The sequence below is a fragment of the uncultured Pseudoxanthomonas sp. genome (genome assembly GCF_947498795.1).
In the GTDB taxonomy this organism is placed as follows: domain Bacteria; phylum Pseudomonadota; class Gammaproteobacteria; order Xanthomonadales; family Xanthomonadaceae; genus Pseudoxanthomonas_A.
The window spans coordinates 1-17,505 of record NZ_CANMLQ010000006.1; the positions used below are offsets into that span (position 1 = coordinate 1).

A 17,505-nucleotide genomic window follows, 5' to 3' on the forward strand; every position below is an offset into this window, starting at 1 on the left:
ACCAGATATTGCACAGAACAAGACGGCGGCAGGGTCGGGCTCCTGGCTCGGCCATCAACCACTTTTTGCACTTAACCCTTTTTTTTGCGTGTAGAATGTGTGACGAATTGAGCAGGGCAAGACACACGTGGGTATGCCGCAAATCGAGGAAGCGCTGTCGCATGCGCGGCGTGCGGTCGCAGCGAAGGACATGGCCGGCGCCACCGTGCACTACCGCAAGGTCCTGGACGCAGGCGACAACGCGGAAGCATTGCTGCACCTGTCCAGTTTCGAGGCGCGGGCGAACGACAACTACCGGAAGGGACGCGAGTACGCGATACGCGCGCTGTCTTCCGCGGTAGGCAACCCGGCGCTGGTGCCCAGCGTCCTGCTTTGCCTGAGGCATTTCGAAGAGTCGGCCGCCATGCGCCGCTACATCGATGCTTCGCCGTTCCTCCGCAGCATGGCCGACCCCAAGACGCTCCATCTGGTGTCCGCACAGCTCAGCTGGCTGGGCGACCAGGCGCAGGCGATCGAGTTCGTCACCCGTGCCATGCAGCTGCAGCCGCAGATGCCGTCGCTTCGCCTGGCGCGCGCGACGATGGAGTTGTTCCTGGGCCGTTTCGACGATGCTGAAGCGGACATCATGGAATGCCTGCGCATGGATCCGGGGTTCGCGAACGCCTACTGGGTGCTCGCATGGATGCGCAAGTGGAGTGCGGACACGCACCATGTCGATGGCATCCGGCGCGCGCTGCAGAAGCCTTCCCTTGGCCTGGTCGACAAGACGAGGCTCTACTACGCCCTGCACAAGGAGCTCGACGACATCGGCGATGTCGCGGGTGCTTTCCAGGCGCTCGACACGGCCAACCGCATCCATCGCGCGGCGAACAAGTACGACCGCGAGTCGACGCGCCGCCTGTTCGCGCAGCTGAAGCAGATGCCCTTGAAGGTCGACGCATCGGGCTACGCGTCGGACATCACGCCGATCTTCGTCGTCGGCATGTACCGCTCCGGCACGACGCTGTTGGAGCAGCTGATGGGTGGTGATCCCGGCGTGTTCAACGCAGGCGAACTCCACGACATGGCGGCGCGCGTCCGCTATGCGACCGATCATTATTTTCCCAGCGCCACGGATCCGGTCGCGGTGGCGCGTGCGTCGGGGATCGATTACACCGAGTTGGGCCGGAACTACATGGAAGGCGTCGCCTGGCGCTTGAACGGGCACACCCACATCACGGACAAGTGGCCGCCCAACCACATGAACGTGGGCTTCATCTGCCAGGCGATGCCGCACGCGAAGATCATCCACATGTCGCGCGACCCCCGGGAGACCTGCTTCTCCAACCTGCGCGAATTGTTTGCCCACGCCGCGCCGTATTCCTACGACCAGGTGGAGCTGGCGGACTACAGCAACCAGTACCGCGACCTCATGGAGCACTGGCACCAGGCGTTCCCTGGCCGGATCCTGGACATCACCTATACGGACCTGACGCGGAACACGGAAGCCACCATGCGCGAGGTGGCGGCCTTCTGTGGCTTCCCGTTCACCGACAAGCTGCTGCAGCCCAATTCGCAGGGCAAGAGTGTGGCAACGGCCAGTGCCGTGCAGGTGCGCGACAAAGTGATCGCGCGTGACGTGCCCAAGTGGGCACCCTACGAAACCTATCTGCAGCCGCTCCTCAACGAGCTGCGCTGACGCCAACGTATTCCGGAGAGCCATGAATCCCGTCAACCAAGATACGCGGGCGCGTTACGACGACATGCCGTACAGCTCATACGCCTACCAGTACAGCGCCCCGGAACAGCTGGCCGCCGTTGCGAGCCTGTTCGGGTTGCCGTCGGGACAGGTATCGACGGCGCGCGTCCTGGAGCTCGGATGCGGGTCGGGCGGCAATCTGATCCCCATCGCGTTGCGCTATCCGCAAGCGAGGGTGGTGGGCGTGGATATCTCGGGAGTCCAGATCGCCGAGGGGAAGGCGTCCATCGATCGCCTGGGCATCGGCAATGCCTCCCTCGTCGAAGCGGACCTGCTCGATCTCGATGCGGATTCGCTCGGCGAGTTCGATTACATCATCGCCCATGGCGTCTACAGCTGGGTGCCCGCCGAGGTGCAGGACGCTGTCCTGCGTCTGATCGCCCGCTGTCTTGCGGCGGACGGCGTCGCCTACGTCAGCTACAACACCTATCCGGGCTGGAAGACCAAGGAGATCGTCCGTGATGCGATGCTGATGCATGGCGGTGCGCGACCGACCGTCGACGAGCAGGTGGGCTACGGCCGCTCCATGCTCAACTTCCTCAAGCAGACGGCGCTGCCGGGGGGGCTGACCGCCGCCGCGGTCGACGAGTGCATGCCGTCGATCATGAACGGCCCCACCGATTACGTGGCGCACGAGTATCTCGCCCCGAACAACCGCCCCTGCTATTTCCATGAATTCGTGGAGCGGACAGGTCGCCATGGCCTGGCTTACCTGGGCGAAGCGCAGCCGTCGACCATGCTGCCGTCCAACTACAGCCAGGAGCTCTCGCAGCAACTGTACGGCGCGCTCGGTGGCGATCAGGTGCGCGTCGAACAGTATCTGGACTTCGCCGTGAGCCGTGTCTTCCGCCAGACCCTGCTGGTGCACGCGAAACGCGCCGAAGACCTCCGCTGGGAGCTGGATCGCGCGACCCTGCATCGGATGCATTTCGCGGCGAACCTGTCCGCCACCGACGGACCGATCCGCCTGGACGGACAGCACCAGGAGTTCGTCGCGCTCCCGAATACGGCGAGCATCGGCGCCAGCCTGAGCGGTATCAAGCAGGCGATCGATGCGCTCGCGCGAGCGTGGCCGGGCACGGTGACGCGCGACGATATGCTCCGCCACGCGATGCTCACGCAGGGCGACAAGGACGCGGTTTCGCCGGAGATCCTGAGCGAGGCCGTGGATGAACTATGCGAGCGCCTGACCCTGCGCGGCATGGCGCAGGTTCGTCTGGCTGCCGTGGAGGCAACGGGCGTAGGTGATCGGCCGGTGGTGGATCCGGCGGTCAGGCGCCAGGTCGCCGCCCTAGTGCCGCCGCGCAGGCATGTGGCCAATCTCTGGCACGACAGCATCGAAATAGGGGATATCGATCGGTTGCTGATCCCGTTGATGGACGGTTCGCTGGACAGGAACGGACTGGTGGCCGCCGCCGCCGCCGCCCTGCGCGAGGGACGGCTACCTGCCCTGCCGCAGGCGGCAGCGGATGACACGGAGTCGCAGGCGGAGGCACGCGTGGCGGAGATGCTGCAGCGTCTTGCCGGCGCCGCGATACTGGTGCGACCAGCGGGTCAGTAACGCTGGCCGAGTTCCGAGAGGCGCCACGCCAGCGGCGTAAGGTAGTCGCGGTATGCGTGCCACTTGGGCCGCAGGGGCAGGCCCGGCTTCTGCCGTACCTGCACCGCGCTCGCGGTGTTGACGCTGCCAGTGGCGGACGCCGGATCCAGCATCGTCGGCTGGAAGCCTGTGCCCAGGAACGTGGTCACGCGCTTCAGTTCCGCCGCCGGATCGGTGGCGAGCGCAGCGTAGGTCACGTCATGGATGCGCCCCGGGAAGCGCTGGCGCCAGTGCTGCATCAGGTTGAAGTAGTGGCGATAGTGGTTGGCGAGCTCGGCCTGGTCGTACGAATAGCGGCAGGTGGTGGCCGAGAACGGCTCCCTCAGGTTGGAGAAGCAGGTTTCCATCGGATCGCGCGACATGTGCAGGATCTTCGCGCCAGGCAACGCGGTGAGGATGAAACCGAGGTTGAGGAAGTTGGACGGCAACTTGTCGGTGACGAATCGCTGCCCCGCGCGACGCCAGTCCACCGATTCCAGGTAGCCCCTGCCGATGGCGCCATAGTCGAAGTCCGCCGAAGCCTGGACGATGGCCGAATCGAGCTCGGTGCTGCAGTGGTGATCCGCGGCCAGTCGTAGCTGGCTGGTGAAGTCGTAGAGTTCGCCCCCCGAGCAGATGTCGGTGTGTGCCGAAAGCAGTTGTTCCAGCAGCGTCGTACCGGAGCGATGCATGCCGACGATGAAGACGGGCGTGAACGGCGCGTCCATCGACGACGGGCGCTCGGCGGCGCCGACGTCCAGCGATTTCAGCAGTCCGAACAGCCGCTCGTCTTCTTCGCCGGAATAGGCGACCACTTTCCGCATGGAGGTGCAGGCCAGTTCGAGCGCGTCCGTTGCGGCTGCATAGTCCTCGAGGCGGTCGAGCTCCCGATGCAGCGCGTAGGCCAGCAGCGCCGCATTGCCCGGTTCCGTGGCGCGCGCCACCGCGCGTTTCAGTGCGTCGACGTGGCCCGCGTCGGTGCCGCTTTCCGAGCGCAAGCGTGAAAGGTGCCACCAGGCGGGGGCGTGGTCCGGCTGGAGCACCAGGGATTCGCGGAAATGCTGTTCCGCCTCTTCGAACCTTCCGAGGTTGAGTAGCGCCAGCCCGATATCCGACGTCAGGGGCGCAGAGGAGGAATGGTGCGCCGCCGCCAGTTGCAGATGCTGGAGAGCCTGCTGGGGGTGGTTCAAGGTCTGCAGGAACAAGGCCACCAGCTGGGCGACATCCACATCGTGCCGCAATCCCTCGGGAATGCGCGGAATGAATCCATGCAACTCCGGAATGAGGTTGAAGGTCTTCAGGCGGCGCAACAGGAACATGCATTGGCGCTTGTTCTGCACGCCGACGCGATAGGCGGAAAGCGCGTACTCGCGTGCGCGCCGGTAGTTGTCGTCGATGGACTCCAGGCGCGACCGCTGGATGAGGGCGCCCGCATCGGTCGGATGCTCGGCCAGGATGGCGTCGCTGATGCTGCGCGCCCCCACCAGATCGCCTGCCGTGATCAGGCTCCGCACCCTGAGGAGCTTGTTTTCGACATCGAGACGAGGTCCGCGCGCGGCGGACGAACGGTCACTGCTGCTGGACAAACTAGAGGTCCTGCTCGTAACGCACGTACGGCACGGTGCCTTCGTCGGCGTTCTCGTTGGTCAACGAGAAGGGATTCTTGCCGCGAGTGATGACGTTTTCGGCCCCGACCGTCAGCTGCCCACTCCAGGGAGTGCGCCAGGTCAGGCCGAGGCCCAGGCCTTCGAACTTGCCAGGCTGGCCGGGCACGTCGATGACGCGGCCGACGATATTGGCGCTGAAGGGGCCGTAGCCACCGCCGACGGTCAGGCTGCGGCTGTTCCAGCGGTCGGCGAGGGCCGGCAGGTCGGAGACGGGCACCAGCGTGGCCTTGGCCACGGCGCCACCGATCGACACGAACCCTTCGCGTCCGATGTTCTTCTGCCCGAACACGGCCAGGTCGTTCTGCTCGACCCGGCTTCCGCCGCGGCCCGAGGACAGCCAGGCCGGCAGGGTGTCGCGGCCGGTGCCGGCCGACAGTCCCAGCTTGCCGCCGGGACGGCTCAGGACGGCGGATGCGCTCACGCGCTGGCTTGCCGTGTCCTGATCGTCGTCGCCGAGCGTGGCCAGCATGCAGTGGCTCGCCAGGTTGCCGATGTTGCCGACGACCCCCGCCTTGCGGTTGCACACCAGGCCCAGGGCGTCGCCGCTGTCCAGGCCGAATGCGGTGGTCAGTGAGTTGCGCCCCAGGCGCCAGCGCGCGCCGGCCTCGGCCTGGCCGGTCGGCTCGAGCAGCAGCACGGCCTCGACCTTGCCGTCATTGTTCCAGATGGGAAGGGCGGTCGCCTGCGGGTCCGCGGCCGGCTTACGCGTGCTTTTCTGCGCATGCGCATCCGCCGCCCCGCAAAGGGCGAGCAGCAGGGCGAGCGGCAGTGAAAGGCTACGAAGGTTCATGGCTGGCTTCAGACTCCTGGGTCGACCCGGAGTTCCCCTCCCGAAGGGGAACCGATGCTATGCCGTTTATGTTTCTTTAACAAGTCCCCGACGCTGTCCGCCGACCGCCGGAACTACTGAAGGCGGCTGGGCGCTTCCATGTCGACCCGCAGCTGGCTGAATAGTTCCGCGATCTGCGGGGCGGAGAACCGATACTCCTGCCCACAGAACTCGCAACGCACTTCCGCCACCCCATCGGCCAGCGCCGCGGTCGCTTCCTCTTCTCCCAACGACTGCAGCATGCTCTCGACCCGTTCCCGCGAACAAGAGCAGCCGAAGCGAACTGCGCGCTCCGTCAGGATTTGCGGGGTTTCCTCATGGAACAGGCGGTGCAGCAGCACCGGCACGGGCGTGGCCAGCAGCTCAGCCTCGCCCAGCGTATCGAACAGGGCGCCCGCCCGGCTCCAGCCATCGTCATCGCCTTCGTCGCCGGGCAGCTTCTGCAGCATCAGGCCGCAGGCCCGGTCACCGTCGGCGGCCAGCAGCAGGCGCGTCGGCAGCTGCTCGGACTGGCGGAAGTAGTCTTCGAAGGCTTCTGCCAGGCGGCTGGCCTGCAGGCCGACCAGGCTCTGGTAGCGCTGCGGCTCGCGCGGGTCCAGGCCGGGGTTTTCAACGGTGATCGCCAGCAGGGCGTCCTCGCCCAGGTCGCGGAGGTCGCGCGGCGCGTCTCCGGCCGTGGACAACTGCGCGATGCCGCGCACCGTACCCGCCGCGGTGCATTCGGCGAACAGGCTCCGCAAGGTGCCCTGGCTGCGGAGCTGGATCGACAGGCGCCCGTCGACCTTGGTATGGCCCGTGAACAGCACCGCCGCCGCACTGGCTTCGCCGAGCAGCTCGCGGGCTGACGGCGGGTAGTCGGCGCGGCCACCGACGGTCTGCCAGGTGTCTTCGAGACGCACCGCCACGCCGCGGACGCCGGCGGCGGGCAGCAGGAAGCGGGTCACCCCGTCGTTCACAGCTCACCCATGGCGTCGTGGCCGTTGTAATCCAGCATTCCCTGGATGGTCGTGCAGACCAGTTCCCGTTCGACTGGCGTCAACATGGGATGCCATACGTCGAAGATGAGCACTACGCGCAGGCGATCGCTGTTGTTCCAGGCTTCGTGCAGGATGGTGTCGTCGAACATCACCAACTCGCCGGGCTTCCAGACATGCGTTTCGCCGCCGACGCGGAGTGCGCAGTCGGGGGGGATGATCAGCGGCATGTGGACGGTCAGGCGGGTGTTCGTTGCCCCGTGATGCGGCGCGATATGCGTGCCCGGCTTGAGCGCGGAGAAGAACGTCACCGGCGCGCGGTCCGGCACCCTGCACATGGGGGCGTGGTCGGACAATGCGGCAACGGTCTTGGGACAGCGCCTGGCGTGGTCTTCGTCCAGTTTGCCGCTTTTCCAGAAATAGTAGGCGCCCCAGTCCAGATTGCGATCGAGCGGCGCGAACTGTCCCTTGGGCTCGTAGTCCGACATTTCCACGTAGGGGACGAACTCTGCGTTTTCCTCCAGCAATGACTGGAGCTCACGGAGCATGTCGGGGAAAGCGGCTTCGACGGTGGGCGCCCAGTCGAAATCCTCGCGATGGAAGATCGGTATCGACGGCAAGCGAGGGAACGGCAGCGTCAGCGGCCGGGACAGCGCCATGTCGCGACGTCCGGTCACCACATCCAGGCTGTGCTGGAAGCGCTCGAGCTGGCGCGGCGAGCCGGTGCGCAACTGGTCCCCCATCCGGGCGAGCAGGAACTCGCGCATCTGCGCCTGGTTCTCCGCCACCTTGCGGCGAGCATGCTGGATCAACGGCTGCAGTTCGGGCGCCTGCTGGAGCGCCTCGGGCATGTAGGCCATCGCTGCGCCGTAGGAGGACGCGGCCGCGCGGTCCTTGCCGCGTTCCTCCAGCAGGCGTGCCTTTTCGATGTGCACGCCCCATGCGACCGGTTCTGCCTTGAGGGCGGCATTGATCTGGGCCAGGGCGGCATCCGCGTCGCCCATGGCGGAGTAGACCCGGGACAGATTGGCGTGCGCCATCGTATAGTCCGGTGCCGCTGCCACGGCGCGTTGCAACAGGTCGCGCGCGACGGACAGATCGCCCCGCTGCATGGCCTGCATGGCCAGGTGGTTGAGCGCTGGCGGAAACTCCGGCTCGAGCTCGAGCACCTTGTGCCAACGGACCGCTGCGGAGACGGACTGGCCGCTTTGGGCCAGCTGGTCGCCCTCTCTCATCAAGTCGGCTACCAGCGTCTCGGTGCGTGCGTTCATAAGGCGGATGACCAGCGGACTGTTGAGACCCCATTCTCGCATTTGGATGCCATGCGCTCAAAATCGGACGGTTCCATTCCCCGCGTAGCCCGTCGCCGATGGCTCCGCTGGCTGCTCGCACTGCCTTTCCTGTTCGCCGCAGCCAGCGTGCTGCAGGTCGTCGTGCTGCGTTTCGTCGACCCGCCGTTCACCGCCTTCATGGCGGCGCGCCTGGTCGAGGCCTGGGGCAAGGGAGACGTCGGTTTCCGGCTGGCCTACGACTGGCGCGATCTGGACGAGATGGCGCCCAGCCTGCCGTTGTCGATGGTCGCGGCGGAGGACCAGAACTTCGCCACGCACCGCGGCTTCGACCTGGCGGCGATCGAGAAGGCGCGCGTGCACAACCGCAAGATGGTCGAGCGCGCGGAGAAGCGCGGCAGGCCGGTGACGCGCCTGCGCGGCGCCAGCACGATCAGCCAGCAGGTCGCGAAGAACCTCTTCCTCTGGCAGGGCAGCAACCGCGTGAGCCGATGGACGCGCAAGGGGCTGGAGGCCTGGTACACGCTGCTGATCGAAACCCTGTGGTCGAAGCGCCGCATCCTGGAGGTCTATGCCAACGTCGCCGAGTTCGGCGACGGCGTCTATGGCGGGCAGGCGGCGGCACGACGTTACTGGGGCAAGGACGCCGCACGCCTGACGTCCAACGAAAGTGCGCGCCTGGCCGCCGTGCTGCCGTCCCCCCGCCGCTACAGCGCCCCTCGTCCCGGGCCGTACGTGCAGCGGCGCGCGACACGTATCGAACGCCAGGTGCGGCAGATCGGCGGCACCACCTATCTCGAGGCGCTGCCATGATCGGCGCGGCGCCTCAGGTCACCGTCGTGGTGGCCGCGTACAACGAAGCGCAAGCGCTGCCGCTGCTGCACCCACGCATCCTTGCGTCGCTGGACGCGCTGGAGGGCGTGCAGGGTCGCGTGCTCTACGTCGATGACGGCAGCCGCGACGACACATGGGCGGTGATGCGCGCGCTGGCGGCGGACGATTCGCGGGTGTCGCTGTTGCGGCTGTCGCGCAACTTCGGCAAGGAAGCGGCGCTGACCGCCGGCCTGGACCGTGTGGACACCGGTGCGGCCGTGATCCTCGATGCGGACGGGCAGGACCCGCCGGAGCTGATCCTGGACTTCGTGCGCGCCTGGCAGGCCGGCTACGACAACGTGCACGGCACGCGCGTCGAGCGGGAGGGCGAAAGCTGGCTGAAGCGCGCCACCGCGCATGCGTTCTATCGCGTGATCGGTCGCCTGTCGAAGACGCCCATCCCGGCCGACACCGGCGACTTCCGCCTGCTGTCGCCGCGTGCCCTGGCGGCGCTGCGCGAACTGCGCGAGCGCCACCGTTTCATGAAGGGGTTGTTCGGCTGGGTGGGCTTCAACCAGAAGTCGGTGCCGTACCATCGCGATGCGCGCGTGGCGGGGAGCAGCAGTTTCGGCTTCTGGAAGTTGTGGAACTTCGCGCTGGAGGGCATCACCAGCTTCAGCACCGCACCGTTGCGCGTGGCGACCTACATCGGCGTGCTGACCGCGCTGCTCGCCTTCGCCTTTGCGATCTACATCGTCGGGAAGGCGCTGCTGTTCGGCGATCCGGTGGCCGGCTGGCCGACGATGATGACGGTGATCCTGTTCCTCGGCGGCACGCAGCTGGTGGCACTGGGACTGATCGGCGAGTACTTGGGGCGCCTGTACGAGGAATCCAAGCAGCGACCCCTGTACCTGGTGGATGCGTGGCAACCCGCGTCGGCAGGAGTATCCTTGGCCGGGCCAGATCGACCCGCTCCCTATCCCGGAGATCGCCATGCGCACGGTTCGTCAGTTGCTGGGGGCCAAGGCCCCTGAAGTCTTCGCCGTATCCCCCGACGCCTCCGTCCTCGACGCCATCAGGCTGATGGCCGAAAAAGGCGTCGGCGCCGTGCTCGCCATGCAGGGGCCACGGTTGTGCGGCATCGTGTCGGAGCGCGATTACGCCCGCAAGGTGGTGTTGCAGGGGCGCTCGTCTTCGAACACGCCGGTGCGCGACATCATGACGGCGAAAGTCGTCACCGTGCGGCCCGACGACAGCGTCGACCATTGCATGAAGGTCGTCACCGAGCACCGGATCCGCCACCTGCCGGTGGCCGACGGGGACGCCATCGTCGGCGTCATCTCGATCGGCGATCTGGTGAAGGCGGTGATCGAAGACCAGCAGGTGGAACTGGACCAGCTGCAGCGCTACATCGCCAGCTGAGCCGCATCACTTCGCGTACTGGCCGCCGCACGCGCTGTCTTCGCCCGGCCCCACCTCGATCGTCGCCAGCAGCGCCGCAGGCGGGGCGATGCTGCCCAGCGCCACCGCGACCGCGCCGCGCAGGCCCAGGCGCTTGAAGTCGGGACGGAACGAAGGGTCCTTGAACGTGCCGCCGACGACCAGCGGCGAGCGCAACGCGAGGATGCTGCGATCCTTCGGACGCGGCCTCATTTCCAGATCCAGTGTTTCGTCCTTCAGGCTGATGCGGCCGGTGCCGACGATGATTGTGTCGCTGGTATCGAAGGCGAGCGACCGGGCGTCCATCACGCCGTCCTTGACCGCGAAGTCGCCGAAGGCACAGCGTACCGGCACGGTCTTGTCCCGGGTGACCAGGAACTTCAATGACTCCGCGATGTCCAGGCCGGCGAGTTCCATAAGCAGGTTGCTGATCTGCCCACGGCCCATGCCGAGCGCGATGTCGCCATCGGCCGTGCCCAGGATGCCGGCGACCGAGTTGCCGGTCCCGGTGATCTTGATGTCGCCGCCGATGCGGCCGATGGCGGTCTTCGTCAGTTCGGCCTGCGGAAACAGCTCACCCAGGTCCAGCCGGCGCGCGGCGATCGTCGCCTGTGTCCGGATGGTGTCGCTGCGGGCATCCATGCGGATCTGCGACCGGATATCGCCCTGCGCGACGCCGAAGTTCAACGGCTCCAGCCGCAACAGGCCGGCATCCAGCAGCAGGTGCGCGTCCATGTCGTCGATGGGAAGGCCCGGCGCGTTGATGCGGTGCGCCTTCCAGCGGACGTCGGCATCCATCGCGCGCAGCTTGGCGAGGTTGTAGGGCGTGTGTGGCAGCACGCGTGCATCCGCCGCCAACGCCGCCGCTTCCGCACGCTGCTCTGCGTTGCTGGCTTCGCGGGCGTCGGTCTGCGGAGGCGCGCCGACGAACCCGGCCAGGTCGTCGAAATCCAGGCGCTTGGACACCAGGTTCGCCTTGAACAGCGGGCGTTCGCGCCCCACTGTGACGCTGGCCGTACCGGCAAGGTCGCTGTCGCCGACCACGCCGGTGAAATCGTCGTAGCGCCATGTGTTGCCGTCGCGCGTGAATCGCCCGTCCAGGCGATAGGGGGGCGTGGGAGGGGTCGCGATGCCGATCAGGGGGAACAGATCCTCCATGTCCTGCCCCGCAAGCATCAAGCGCAGGTCGAAGTCGCGCAAGCGGAACGGATCGAGCAGCGTGCCGCGTGCATGCGCGCGTGTCGCCCCGGCCCTGGCGCGCAGGTCGATACGGTAGGGCTTGTCGGTGTCGCGCAGCGCGAGCGGTGAGGCCACCTGGCCCTGCAGCGTGAGCGCATTGCCTGCCCAGCGGCCCTTGCCCTTCAGGTCGACTGCCGCCGGTGCATCCGGTGTCGCCTGGCGGATGCTGGAAAGCTGGATGTCCAAGTCGGTCTTGCGTGAGGGGTCGAGAAACAGCAAGCGACCGTCATCGATCCACAGCTCGCGAAAGCGCGTCCGGTTTTCGCCAGAGCGGTCACCGAAGACCCAGTTGCCCACGCCTTCGGGCCCTGTCTCCAGGCGCAGCCGGGGATGGGTCAGGCGCACGCGCGGGATCCGTGTCTCGCGCCTGAAGAGAAACGGGAAGACTTCCACGCTCACCTCGGCGCGATCCGCTGCCGCCATGGTCGGCACACGGGACCACGAGGCATTGCCGAACGTCAGCCCCTCCGCGCGCGCCGTGGTCACACGCCCGAGATCCACGTCGAGATTGCCGGCGATGTGGAAGCTGCGGCCGGTCTGCCATTCGACGATGCGTTCGATGGGGCGACGCAGCCAGTTCCATTCGAACAGCACGGCGATGACCACGATGATCGCCGCCAGCACGCCGATCACGATCGCGCCGGTACGCGACAGGGGGCGCAAGGCGAAACGACGACGATGAGTGGAAGTCGCGGTCATGGGCCCATGGTTGGCAACCGCGTGTTCACGGGTTGCGAAACGCAGGCCAGGCGGTTCATGTGCGGGACACGAACGTCGACGCGCGCTTCACGCCAGCCGCGGCATCAGCACCTGCTGGGTGACGGCGACGAAGTGACACACACTGCCGGCGATCACGAACAGGTGCCAGATCGCATGCGAATAGCGGATCGATTCGCGATGGTAGAAGAAGGTGCCCAGCGTATAGAACAGGCCGCCGGCCAGCAGCCAGCCGAGCGTCCACGGATCCACCGAGGTCAGCAACGGCTTGATCGCCACCACCACCAGCCAGCCCATCGCGATGTAGAGGATCGTCGACAGCAGCTTGAAGCGGCCGGTATAGAACAGCTTGAAGATCACGCCGGCGATGGCGATCGTCCAGATCGCGGTGAACAGTCCCCAGCCCCACGGCCCGCGCAGGCCGATCAGCGTGAAGGGCGTGTAGGTGCCCGCGATCAGCAGGTAGATCGCGCAGTGATCGAAAACCTTCAGGCGGCCCTTGGCGACCGGATGCTGGATGGCGTGATAGAGCGTGGACGCGGTATAGAGCAGGAGCAGCGTGATGCCGAAGACGATCGACGCGCCTAGCTGCCAGCCGTCCCCGTAGATGGCGGCGAGCGTGATCAGCACCGCGCCTCCCGCCAGTGCCGCCACGGCGCCGAGGCCGTGCGTCAGCGCGCTTGCGATCTCGTCGCGCAGATCGACCAGATGGTCGGCGCGTTTCCGTGCACGAAGGGCTTCGAAAGAGGTCGGCTCGTTCATGTCGCAACGTTACCGCAATGCAGCATGAGGTGCATGCCTCCGCGGCCGTCCAGTCAGCCTGCGGCGGGCTGCCGAAGGGTCCGGCAGCCCGCCTCGAGGCGGATCAGATCACTGCCGCGCCGCTCAGTGCCGCCATGTCCGGGCGGAAGACCAGGCACAGCGCGAATCCGGCCAGGAACAGGATCAGCGGAATCTTGTTCTCGGCGAAGTTCTTGATGCCGTAGTAGATCGTGTAGATACCGCAGATGAAGCAGAAGACGGCAGCCAGCGCGCCGTCCTTCTTCGCAGCGTTCACCGTCATCCAGATCGCCCCTGCCAACAGCAGGACTATCCCGAGAAAATACATCGACATCTCCCCATGACGCCGCCGGATGGCGGCCACGGAAAGCCTAATGGATCAACGCGCCGGTCGGCATCCCGGGGCGGCCCGTGTCCGCCGAACGTAACCTGCAAGACACGATGTCACCGTCGTGCCGTGGCGAGAGGGGCTCATCCCGGATCGACGCTGTGCGCGTGCTCACGCGTGGCGAGGAACTGCACGTCGGGCGCGCGTTCCTGGGCGAGCTGCAGGTTCACCCGCGTCGGGGCCAGGTAGACCAGTTCGCCGGCCGCGTCCAGCGCCAGGTTCATGGCGTTCTTGTCGCGGAATTCCTCGAGCTTCTTCGCGTTGTCGCAGCGGATCCAGCGCGCCGTGGCGACGCTGACATTCTCGAACGAGGCGTCAACGCCGTACTCGTCCTTCAGCCGGTAGGCCACCACGTCGAACTGCAGCACGCCCACCGCACCCAGGATCAGGTCGTTGCTCATCAGGGGACGGAAGAACTGCGTCGCGCCTTCCTCGCTCAGCTGCGCGAGGCCCTTCTGCAACTGCTTGAGCTTGAGCGGATCCCGCAGGCGCGCGCGGCGGAACAGTTCCGGCGCGAAGTTCGGGATGCCGGTGAACGACAGCGCCTCGCCCTCGGTGAAGGTGTCGCCGATGGAGATCGTGCCGTGGTTGTGGATGCCGATCACGTCGCCGGGATAGGCCTCGGCGGCGATCTCGCGGTCGCTGGCCATGAAGGTCAGCGCGTTCGCCAGCTTCATCTCCTTGCCGCTGCGTACGTGGAAGGTCTTCATGCCGGCCTCGAAGCGGCCCGAGCACACGCGCATGAACGCCACGCGGTCGCGGTGCTGCGGGTCCATGTTGGCCTGGATCTTGAAGACGAAGCCGGTCAGCTTGTTCTCCGCAGGCTGCACTTCGCGGCCGGTGGTTTCGCGCGGCTGGGGCGATGGCGCGTGCTCGACGAAGAAATCGAGCAGCGGCTGCACGCCGAAGTTGTTGACGCCGGAGCCGAAGAATACCGGCGTCTGCTTGCCGTCGAGGTAGGCCTGCTTGTCGAAGGGATGGCTGGCGCCCTGCACCAGTTCCAGTTCGTCGCGCAGTTGCGCCAGCATTTCGGCGCCGATCTTGTCGGCAAGGCCGGGCGCGTCGAGCGACGGGAAAATCGTCGAGTCCTGGCGGGTGAAGTTGCGGCCCGGTTCGTACAGGTGCACTTCGCCCGTCAGCAGGTGCACCACGCCCTTCAGGCGCTGGCCCATGCCGATCGGCCAGGTGACGGGGGCGCACTGGATGCCCAGCACGCTTTCGACCTCGTCCAGCAGCTCGATCGGGTCCTTGCCCTCGCGGTCCAGCTTGTTGATGAAGGTCATGATGGGCGTGTCGCGCAGGCGGCAGACTTCCATCAGCTTGATGGTCCGCTCTTCCACGCCCTTGGCCACGTCGATGACCATCAGCGCGCTGTCGACCGCGGTCAGCACGCGGTAGGTGTCCTCGCCGAAGTCGGCGTGGCCCGGGGTATCGAGCAGGTTGACGATCTTGCCTTCGTACGGGAACTGCATGACCGACGAGGTGACCGAGATGCCGCGCTCCTTTTCCAGCGCCATCCAGTCGGAGGTCGCATGGCGCGCCGCCTTGCGGCCCTTCACCGAGCCGGCCATCTGGATCGCGCCGCCGAACAGCAGCAGCTTCTCCGTCAGCGTGGTCTTGCCCGCGTCGGGGTGGGAAATGATGGCGAAGGTGCGGCGGCGCGCGGCTTCATCGGCCACGGCGCTGGTCGGATTGGACATGGGGCGGGCGCCCGGACGGGCGCTGAAGGAGCGGGAAGGCGGCGATTATACCGGCCGCGGCGGGTCAGCCGTCTCAGCGGCTCGAGGGGAACTGCAGCTGGCCAAGCGGGCCGAACATACGGAACGGCACCGACTCCAGCCGCATGCCGCGATTGGCCTGAACCACGAAGTGCAGGTGGGGGGCGGTGGAGAAGCCGGTGTTGCCGGACAGCCCGATGTACTGCCCCTTGCGCACGTACTGGCCTACGCGCACCTGCGCGCCTTCGGCCTTCAGGTGCGCGTACAGCGCCATGGTGCCGTCGGGATGCAGGATGCGGATGAAGTTGGCGCGGCCACCGTACTTCTCGCGGTTCAGGCCGGCCTTGTCGAAGTCCGACTCGACCTGCATCACCAGGCCCTCGCGCGCGGCGACGATCCGGGTGCCTTCCGGCACCGCGAAATCCACCGCGTGCAGGTTCTGCGCATCGCTGTGGCTGAAGCGACCGCCGGGGCCCTGGTCCACGCGCACGCGGCCGTAGTCGAACGGCAGGCGGTACTCGTAATCCTGCGGTTGGCTGGCGGGGTCACCCGGCATGCCGTCGAGGGTCAGTTCGAAATCGCCGCCGCGCAGCGGATCGGTCACGCTGATGTCGGCCACCAGCACGCTGCTGCGCGCAGGCACCACCGCACGGGCGGGCAGGGCGGGCGCGCTGCGCACGTCGCGCTGCCGACGGAACCCCAGCTGCACCTGCACCGGCCCGTGCATGAGGTTGTCGGCCCACGCCTGGTAGCGCGTGCCCTGCTTCTCAAGCCGCAGCCGCACCAGCGCGCTGGGCGGATTGCGGAACCGCATGACGTCCAGGCCGCTGCCGGCCAACTGCTCCGGCGGAGGCGGCTGGTCGCCGTACTGCGTATAGCCCTGCTTGTCCTTCCATCGATACAGGCGGGCAGCCGCGAGGTCGCCCACGCTGCCGACCAGCATGATGATGCCGCAGGCCAGGGCCAGCCCGCGCATGCTCACCGCGGGCAATCGCCCTGCAGGTCGAGCGCGCGGGCGATGTCGCGCAGGTCGAAGGCGGCCAGCGAGACGTCGTTGTGGAGCGCGAACAGCGCGCCGGCCGGGAACCGCTTGGTCGGCATGGCGTAGACGGTCTCGCCGTCGGTGTTGGACGTCACCTTGCCTGAGAACACACCGGACGGCGCCAGCGTGGCGCGGTCGAAGACGCGGAAGCGCGTCGGGGTCAGCTGGTCCACGGCGATCCAGTAACCGGCCTCGGTGGTGCACGACCACAGCGCGATGCCTTCGGCATCGGCGTCGAATGTTGGCAGGCTGTGGCCGCGGTAGGCGCCGGTCGCCAGCCGATAGTCCCGCAGGGTGGATCCGACGCGGCGGTCTTCCTCGGCGATCAGCAAGCGGTCGTGCGCCGGATCTCCGGCGATGGATTCGACCATGCGCAGCGCGCCGGCCGCGCCGGTATCGCCGAATTGCCCGAGCAGTCGGGTTTCCAGCTTCCCGCCCTCCTCGACGCGCACCTGGAACCGCTTCACGCGACCATCCAGGTCGGCCATCGGTGGCAGGGTCATCGTGCGGAAATCGACCATGAAGCTGTCGGTGACGAACAGCTCCAGCTCGCCCGGCGCGGTCTCGTGCACCCACAGGCCGTAGGGCGAGCGCAGCACATCGGCCCCGAACGCGCCCAGTGGTGCGAACTCCGGCAGGTGGAAGGCCTGCACGCGGTGGTTGTCGCGTTCGGCCACGAACAACAGGTCGCCGAACACGGCGATGCCGTTCGGCCGGTTGAACTGGCCCACCGCGTCGCCCGGGGTGCCGACCGTACGCAGTCGCTGACCGGTGTCGGCATCGTAGATGGCCAGGTGGTGGGTCGCCTTGGCGGTGGCGATCAGCCACACCGGGCCGTCTTCGGTCGGCCACGCCACCAGCGAATCCAGTTCGTCGCCGGCGACCGGCGCGGACACCCACGCTTCCGGAAGGATGGCGTCGGCGGCGGTCTTGGGCGGCGGCGCAGGCGGAGTCGAGGTGTGCAGGGGGGCAGTGGAACAGCCGGCCAGCAAGGCCGCGAACAGGCCGCCCAGAAGGGGTTTCAAGGTCATGTCAGGGATTATGCGGCATTGCCGCACCCGCCGGCAGCGGGATCGCGGTCAAGAATCCATCGCTTCATCCGAATAAAGCGATTGACATCGTACGGAGCCGGGGGCAAAGTAGCCCCACCATCGAGACCGGCAGAGGGACAGGCCCGAAGAAGCCGGGGCAGCCAGCGACGCGCAAGCGCCGTGGTGGTGCCAAATCCTGCGGGGACCTCAGCGTCTGCCGGAAGATGGTTCGTACCGTGCCCTCGCACGGCGAACGCGAGC

15 protein-coding genes and 1 riboswitch are annotated in these 17,505 nt (G+C 67.0%); of the genes, 5 read left to right on the forward strand and 10 right to left on the reverse strand.

The window, feature by feature from the left end; translation table 11 throughout:
• Positions 1–133: 133 nt before the first annotated feature.
• Both Q0907_RS14195 and Q0907_RS14200 read left to right on the forward strand, forming a co-directional pair.
• A complete protein-coding gene (locus Q0907_RS14195; protein ID WP_299346347.1) occupies positions 134–1,678 on the forward strand; it encodes a sulfotransferase in 1,545 nt (514 codons plus the stop codon).
• Positions 1,679–1,700: 22 nt separating this feature from the next.
• Positions 1,701–3,299, forward strand: coding sequence for a methyltransferase regulatory domain-containing protein (locus Q0907_RS14200; protein ID WP_299345981.1), 1,599 nt, complete (start codon positions 1,701–1,703; stop codon positions 3,297–3,299).
• Here the strand turns inward: Q0907_RS14200 and Q0907_RS14205 are convergent.
• The 4 genes from Q0907_RS14205 to Q0907_RS14220 all read right to left on the reverse strand — a co-directional run bounded on the left by Q0907_RS14205 (position 3,293) and on the right by Q0907_RS14220 (position 8,058).
• Entirely contained in the window at positions 3,293–4,831 is a 1,539-nt protein-coding gene (locus Q0907_RS14205; RefSeq protein ID WP_299345983.1) for a sulfotransferase, read from the reverse strand. The two genes, Q0907_RS14200 and Q0907_RS14205, sit on opposite strands and share 7 nt — an antisense overlap.
• 73 nt (positions 4,832–4,904) lie before the next feature.
• Positions 4,905–5,774: a hypothetical protein gene (locus tag Q0907_RS14210; RefSeq protein ID WP_299345985.1), complete on the reverse strand. Its 870-nt coding sequence runs from the start codon at positions 5,772–5,774 to the stop codon at positions 4,905–4,907.
• Positions 5,775–5,887: 113 nt separating this feature from the next.
• Positions 5,888–6,769 carry an Hsp33 family molecular chaperone HslO gene (locus Q0907_RS14215; protein WP_299345988.1) on the reverse strand — a complete coding sequence of 294 codons (882 nt, stop codon included), beginning with the start codon at positions 6,767–6,769 and terminating at the stop codon, positions 5,888–5,890.
• Positions 6,766–8,058, reverse strand: coding sequence for an aspartyl/asparaginyl beta-hydroxylase domain-containing protein (locus Q0907_RS14220; protein ID WP_299345991.1), 1,293 nt, complete (start codon positions 8,056–8,058; stop codon positions 6,766–6,768). The genes Q0907_RS14215 and Q0907_RS14220 overlap by 4 nt, the downstream gene beginning before the upstream one ends.
• Before the next feature lie 51 nt (positions 8,059–8,109).
• Here Q0907_RS14220 and mtgA point away from each other — a divergent pair, with 51 nt between their 5' ends.
• The 3 genes from mtgA to Q0907_RS14235 are packed head-to-tail and all read left to right on the forward strand — an operon-like array spanning position 8,110 to position 10,311.
• Positions 8,110–8,889, forward strand: a complete 780-nt coding sequence (mtgA, locus tag Q0907_RS14225; RefSeq protein WP_296278452.1) for a monofunctional biosynthetic peptidoglycan transglycosylase — start codon at positions 8,110–8,112, stop codon at positions 8,887–8,889.
• Positions 8,886–9,923 (forward strand): glycosyltransferase family 2 protein, encoded by a 1,038-nt coding sequence (locus Q0907_RS14230; RefSeq protein ID WP_299345994.1) that lies wholly within the window; start codon positions 8,886–8,888, stop codon positions 9,921–9,923. Before mtgA ends, Q0907_RS14230 begins: the two co-directional genes overlap by 4 nt.
• Complete coding sequence (locus Q0907_RS14235) at positions 9,883–10,311, forward strand: CBS domain-containing protein (protein ID WP_296278450.1); 429 nt, start codon at positions 9,883–9,885, stop codon at positions 10,309–10,311. The genes Q0907_RS14230 and Q0907_RS14235 overlap by 41 nt, the downstream gene beginning before the upstream one ends.
• 6 nt (positions 10,312–10,317) lie before the next feature.
• On the opposite strand, the gene Q0907_RS14240 is transcribed toward Q0907_RS14235, so the two are convergent.
• The 6 genes from Q0907_RS14240 to Q0907_RS14265 all read right to left on the reverse strand — a co-directional run bounded on the left by Q0907_RS14240 (position 10,318) and on the right by Q0907_RS14265 (position 17,244).
• Positions 10,318–12,267, reverse strand: a complete 1,950-nt coding sequence (locus tag Q0907_RS14240) for an AsmA family protein (protein WP_299345996.1) — start codon at positions 12,265–12,267, stop codon at positions 10,318–10,320.
• Between the two features lie 87 nt (positions 12,268–12,354).
• Entirely contained in the window at positions 12,355–13,047 is a 693-nt protein-coding gene (locus Q0907_RS14245) for a hemolysin III family protein (protein WP_299345998.1), read from the reverse strand.
• Positions 13,048–13,150: 103 nt separating this feature from the next.
• A complete protein-coding gene (locus tag Q0907_RS14250; protein WP_296278447.1) occupies positions 13,151–13,348 on the reverse strand; it encodes a hypothetical protein in 198 nt (65 codons plus the stop codon).
• Positions 13,349–13,536: 188 nt separating this feature from the next.
• Positions 13,537–15,153 carry a peptide chain release factor 3 gene (locus Q0907_RS14255; RefSeq protein ID WP_299346001.1) on the reverse strand — a complete coding sequence of 539 codons (1,617 nt, stop codon included), beginning with the start codon at positions 15,151–15,153 and terminating at the stop codon, positions 13,537–13,539.
• A gap of 73 nt (positions 15,154–15,226) precedes the next feature.
• Positions 15,227–16,147: a M23 family metallopeptidase gene (locus tag Q0907_RS14260; protein ID WP_299346004.1), complete on the reverse strand. Its 921-nt coding sequence runs from the start codon at positions 16,145–16,147 to the stop codon at positions 15,227–15,229.
• Between the two features lie 2 nt (positions 16,148–16,149).
• Positions 16,150–17,244 carry a phytase gene (locus tag Q0907_RS14265; protein ID WP_299346007.1) on the reverse strand — a complete coding sequence of 365 codons (1,095 nt, stop codon included), beginning with the start codon at positions 17,242–17,244 and terminating at the stop codon, positions 16,150–16,152.
• 114 nt (positions 17,245–17,358) lie between these two features.
• A riboswitch (SAM riboswitch) is annotated at positions 17,359–17,475 on the forward strand.
• Positions 17,476–17,505 lie beyond the last annotated feature (30 nt).

Bases quoted from the DNA above. Each gene is read 5' to 3' on its own strand.
- Q0907_RS14195 (WP_299346347.1), top strand. From the start codon at position 134: ATGCCGCAAATCGAGGAAGCGCTGTCGCATGCGCGGCGTGCGGTCGCA.
- Q0907_RS14200 (WP_299345981.1), top strand. From the start codon at position 1,701: ATGAATCCCGTCAACCAAGATACGCGGGCGCGTTACGACGACATGCCG.
- Q0907_RS14210 (WP_299345985.1), bottom strand. From the start codon at position 5,774: ATGAACCTTCGTAGCCTTTCACTGCCGCTCGCCCTGCTGCTCGCCCTT.
- Q0907_RS14220 (WP_299345991.1), bottom strand. From the start codon at position 8,058: ATGAACGCACGCACCGAGACGCTGGTAGCCGACTTGATGAGAGAGGGC.
- mtgA (WP_296278452.1), top strand. From the start codon at position 8,110: ATGCGCTCAAAATCGGACGGTTCCATTCCCCGCGTAGCCCGTCGCCGA.
- Q0907_RS14230 (WP_299345994.1), top strand. From the start codon at position 8,886: ATGATCGGCGCGGCGCCTCAGGTCACCGTCGTGGTGGCCGCGTACAAC.
- Q0907_RS14235 (WP_296278450.1), top strand. From the start codon at position 9,883: ATGCGCACGGTTCGTCAGTTGCTGGGGGCCAAGGCCCCTGAAGTCTTC.
- Q0907_RS14240 (WP_299345996.1), bottom strand. From the start codon at position 12,267: ATGACCGCGACTTCCACTCATCGTCGTCGTTTCGCCTTGCGCCCCCTG.
- Q0907_RS14245 (WP_299345998.1), bottom strand. From the start codon at position 13,047: ATGAACGAGCCGACCTCTTTCGAAGCCCTTCGTGCACGGAAACGCGCC.
- Q0907_RS14250 (WP_296278447.1), bottom strand. From the start codon at position 13,348: ATGACGGTGAACGCTGCGAAGAAGGACGGCGCGCTGGCTGCCGTCTTC.
- Q0907_RS14255 (WP_299346001.1), bottom strand. From the start codon at position 15,153: ATGTCCAATCCGACCAGCGCCGTGGCCGATGAAGCCGCGCGCCGCCGC.
- Q0907_RS14260 (WP_299346004.1), bottom strand. From the start codon at position 16,147: ATGCGCGGGCTGGCCCTGGCCTGCGGCATCATCATGCTGGTCGGCAGC.
- Q0907_RS14265 (WP_299346007.1), bottom strand. From the start codon at position 17,244: ATGACCTTGAAACCCCTTCTGGGCGGCCTGTTCGCGGCCTTGCTGGCC.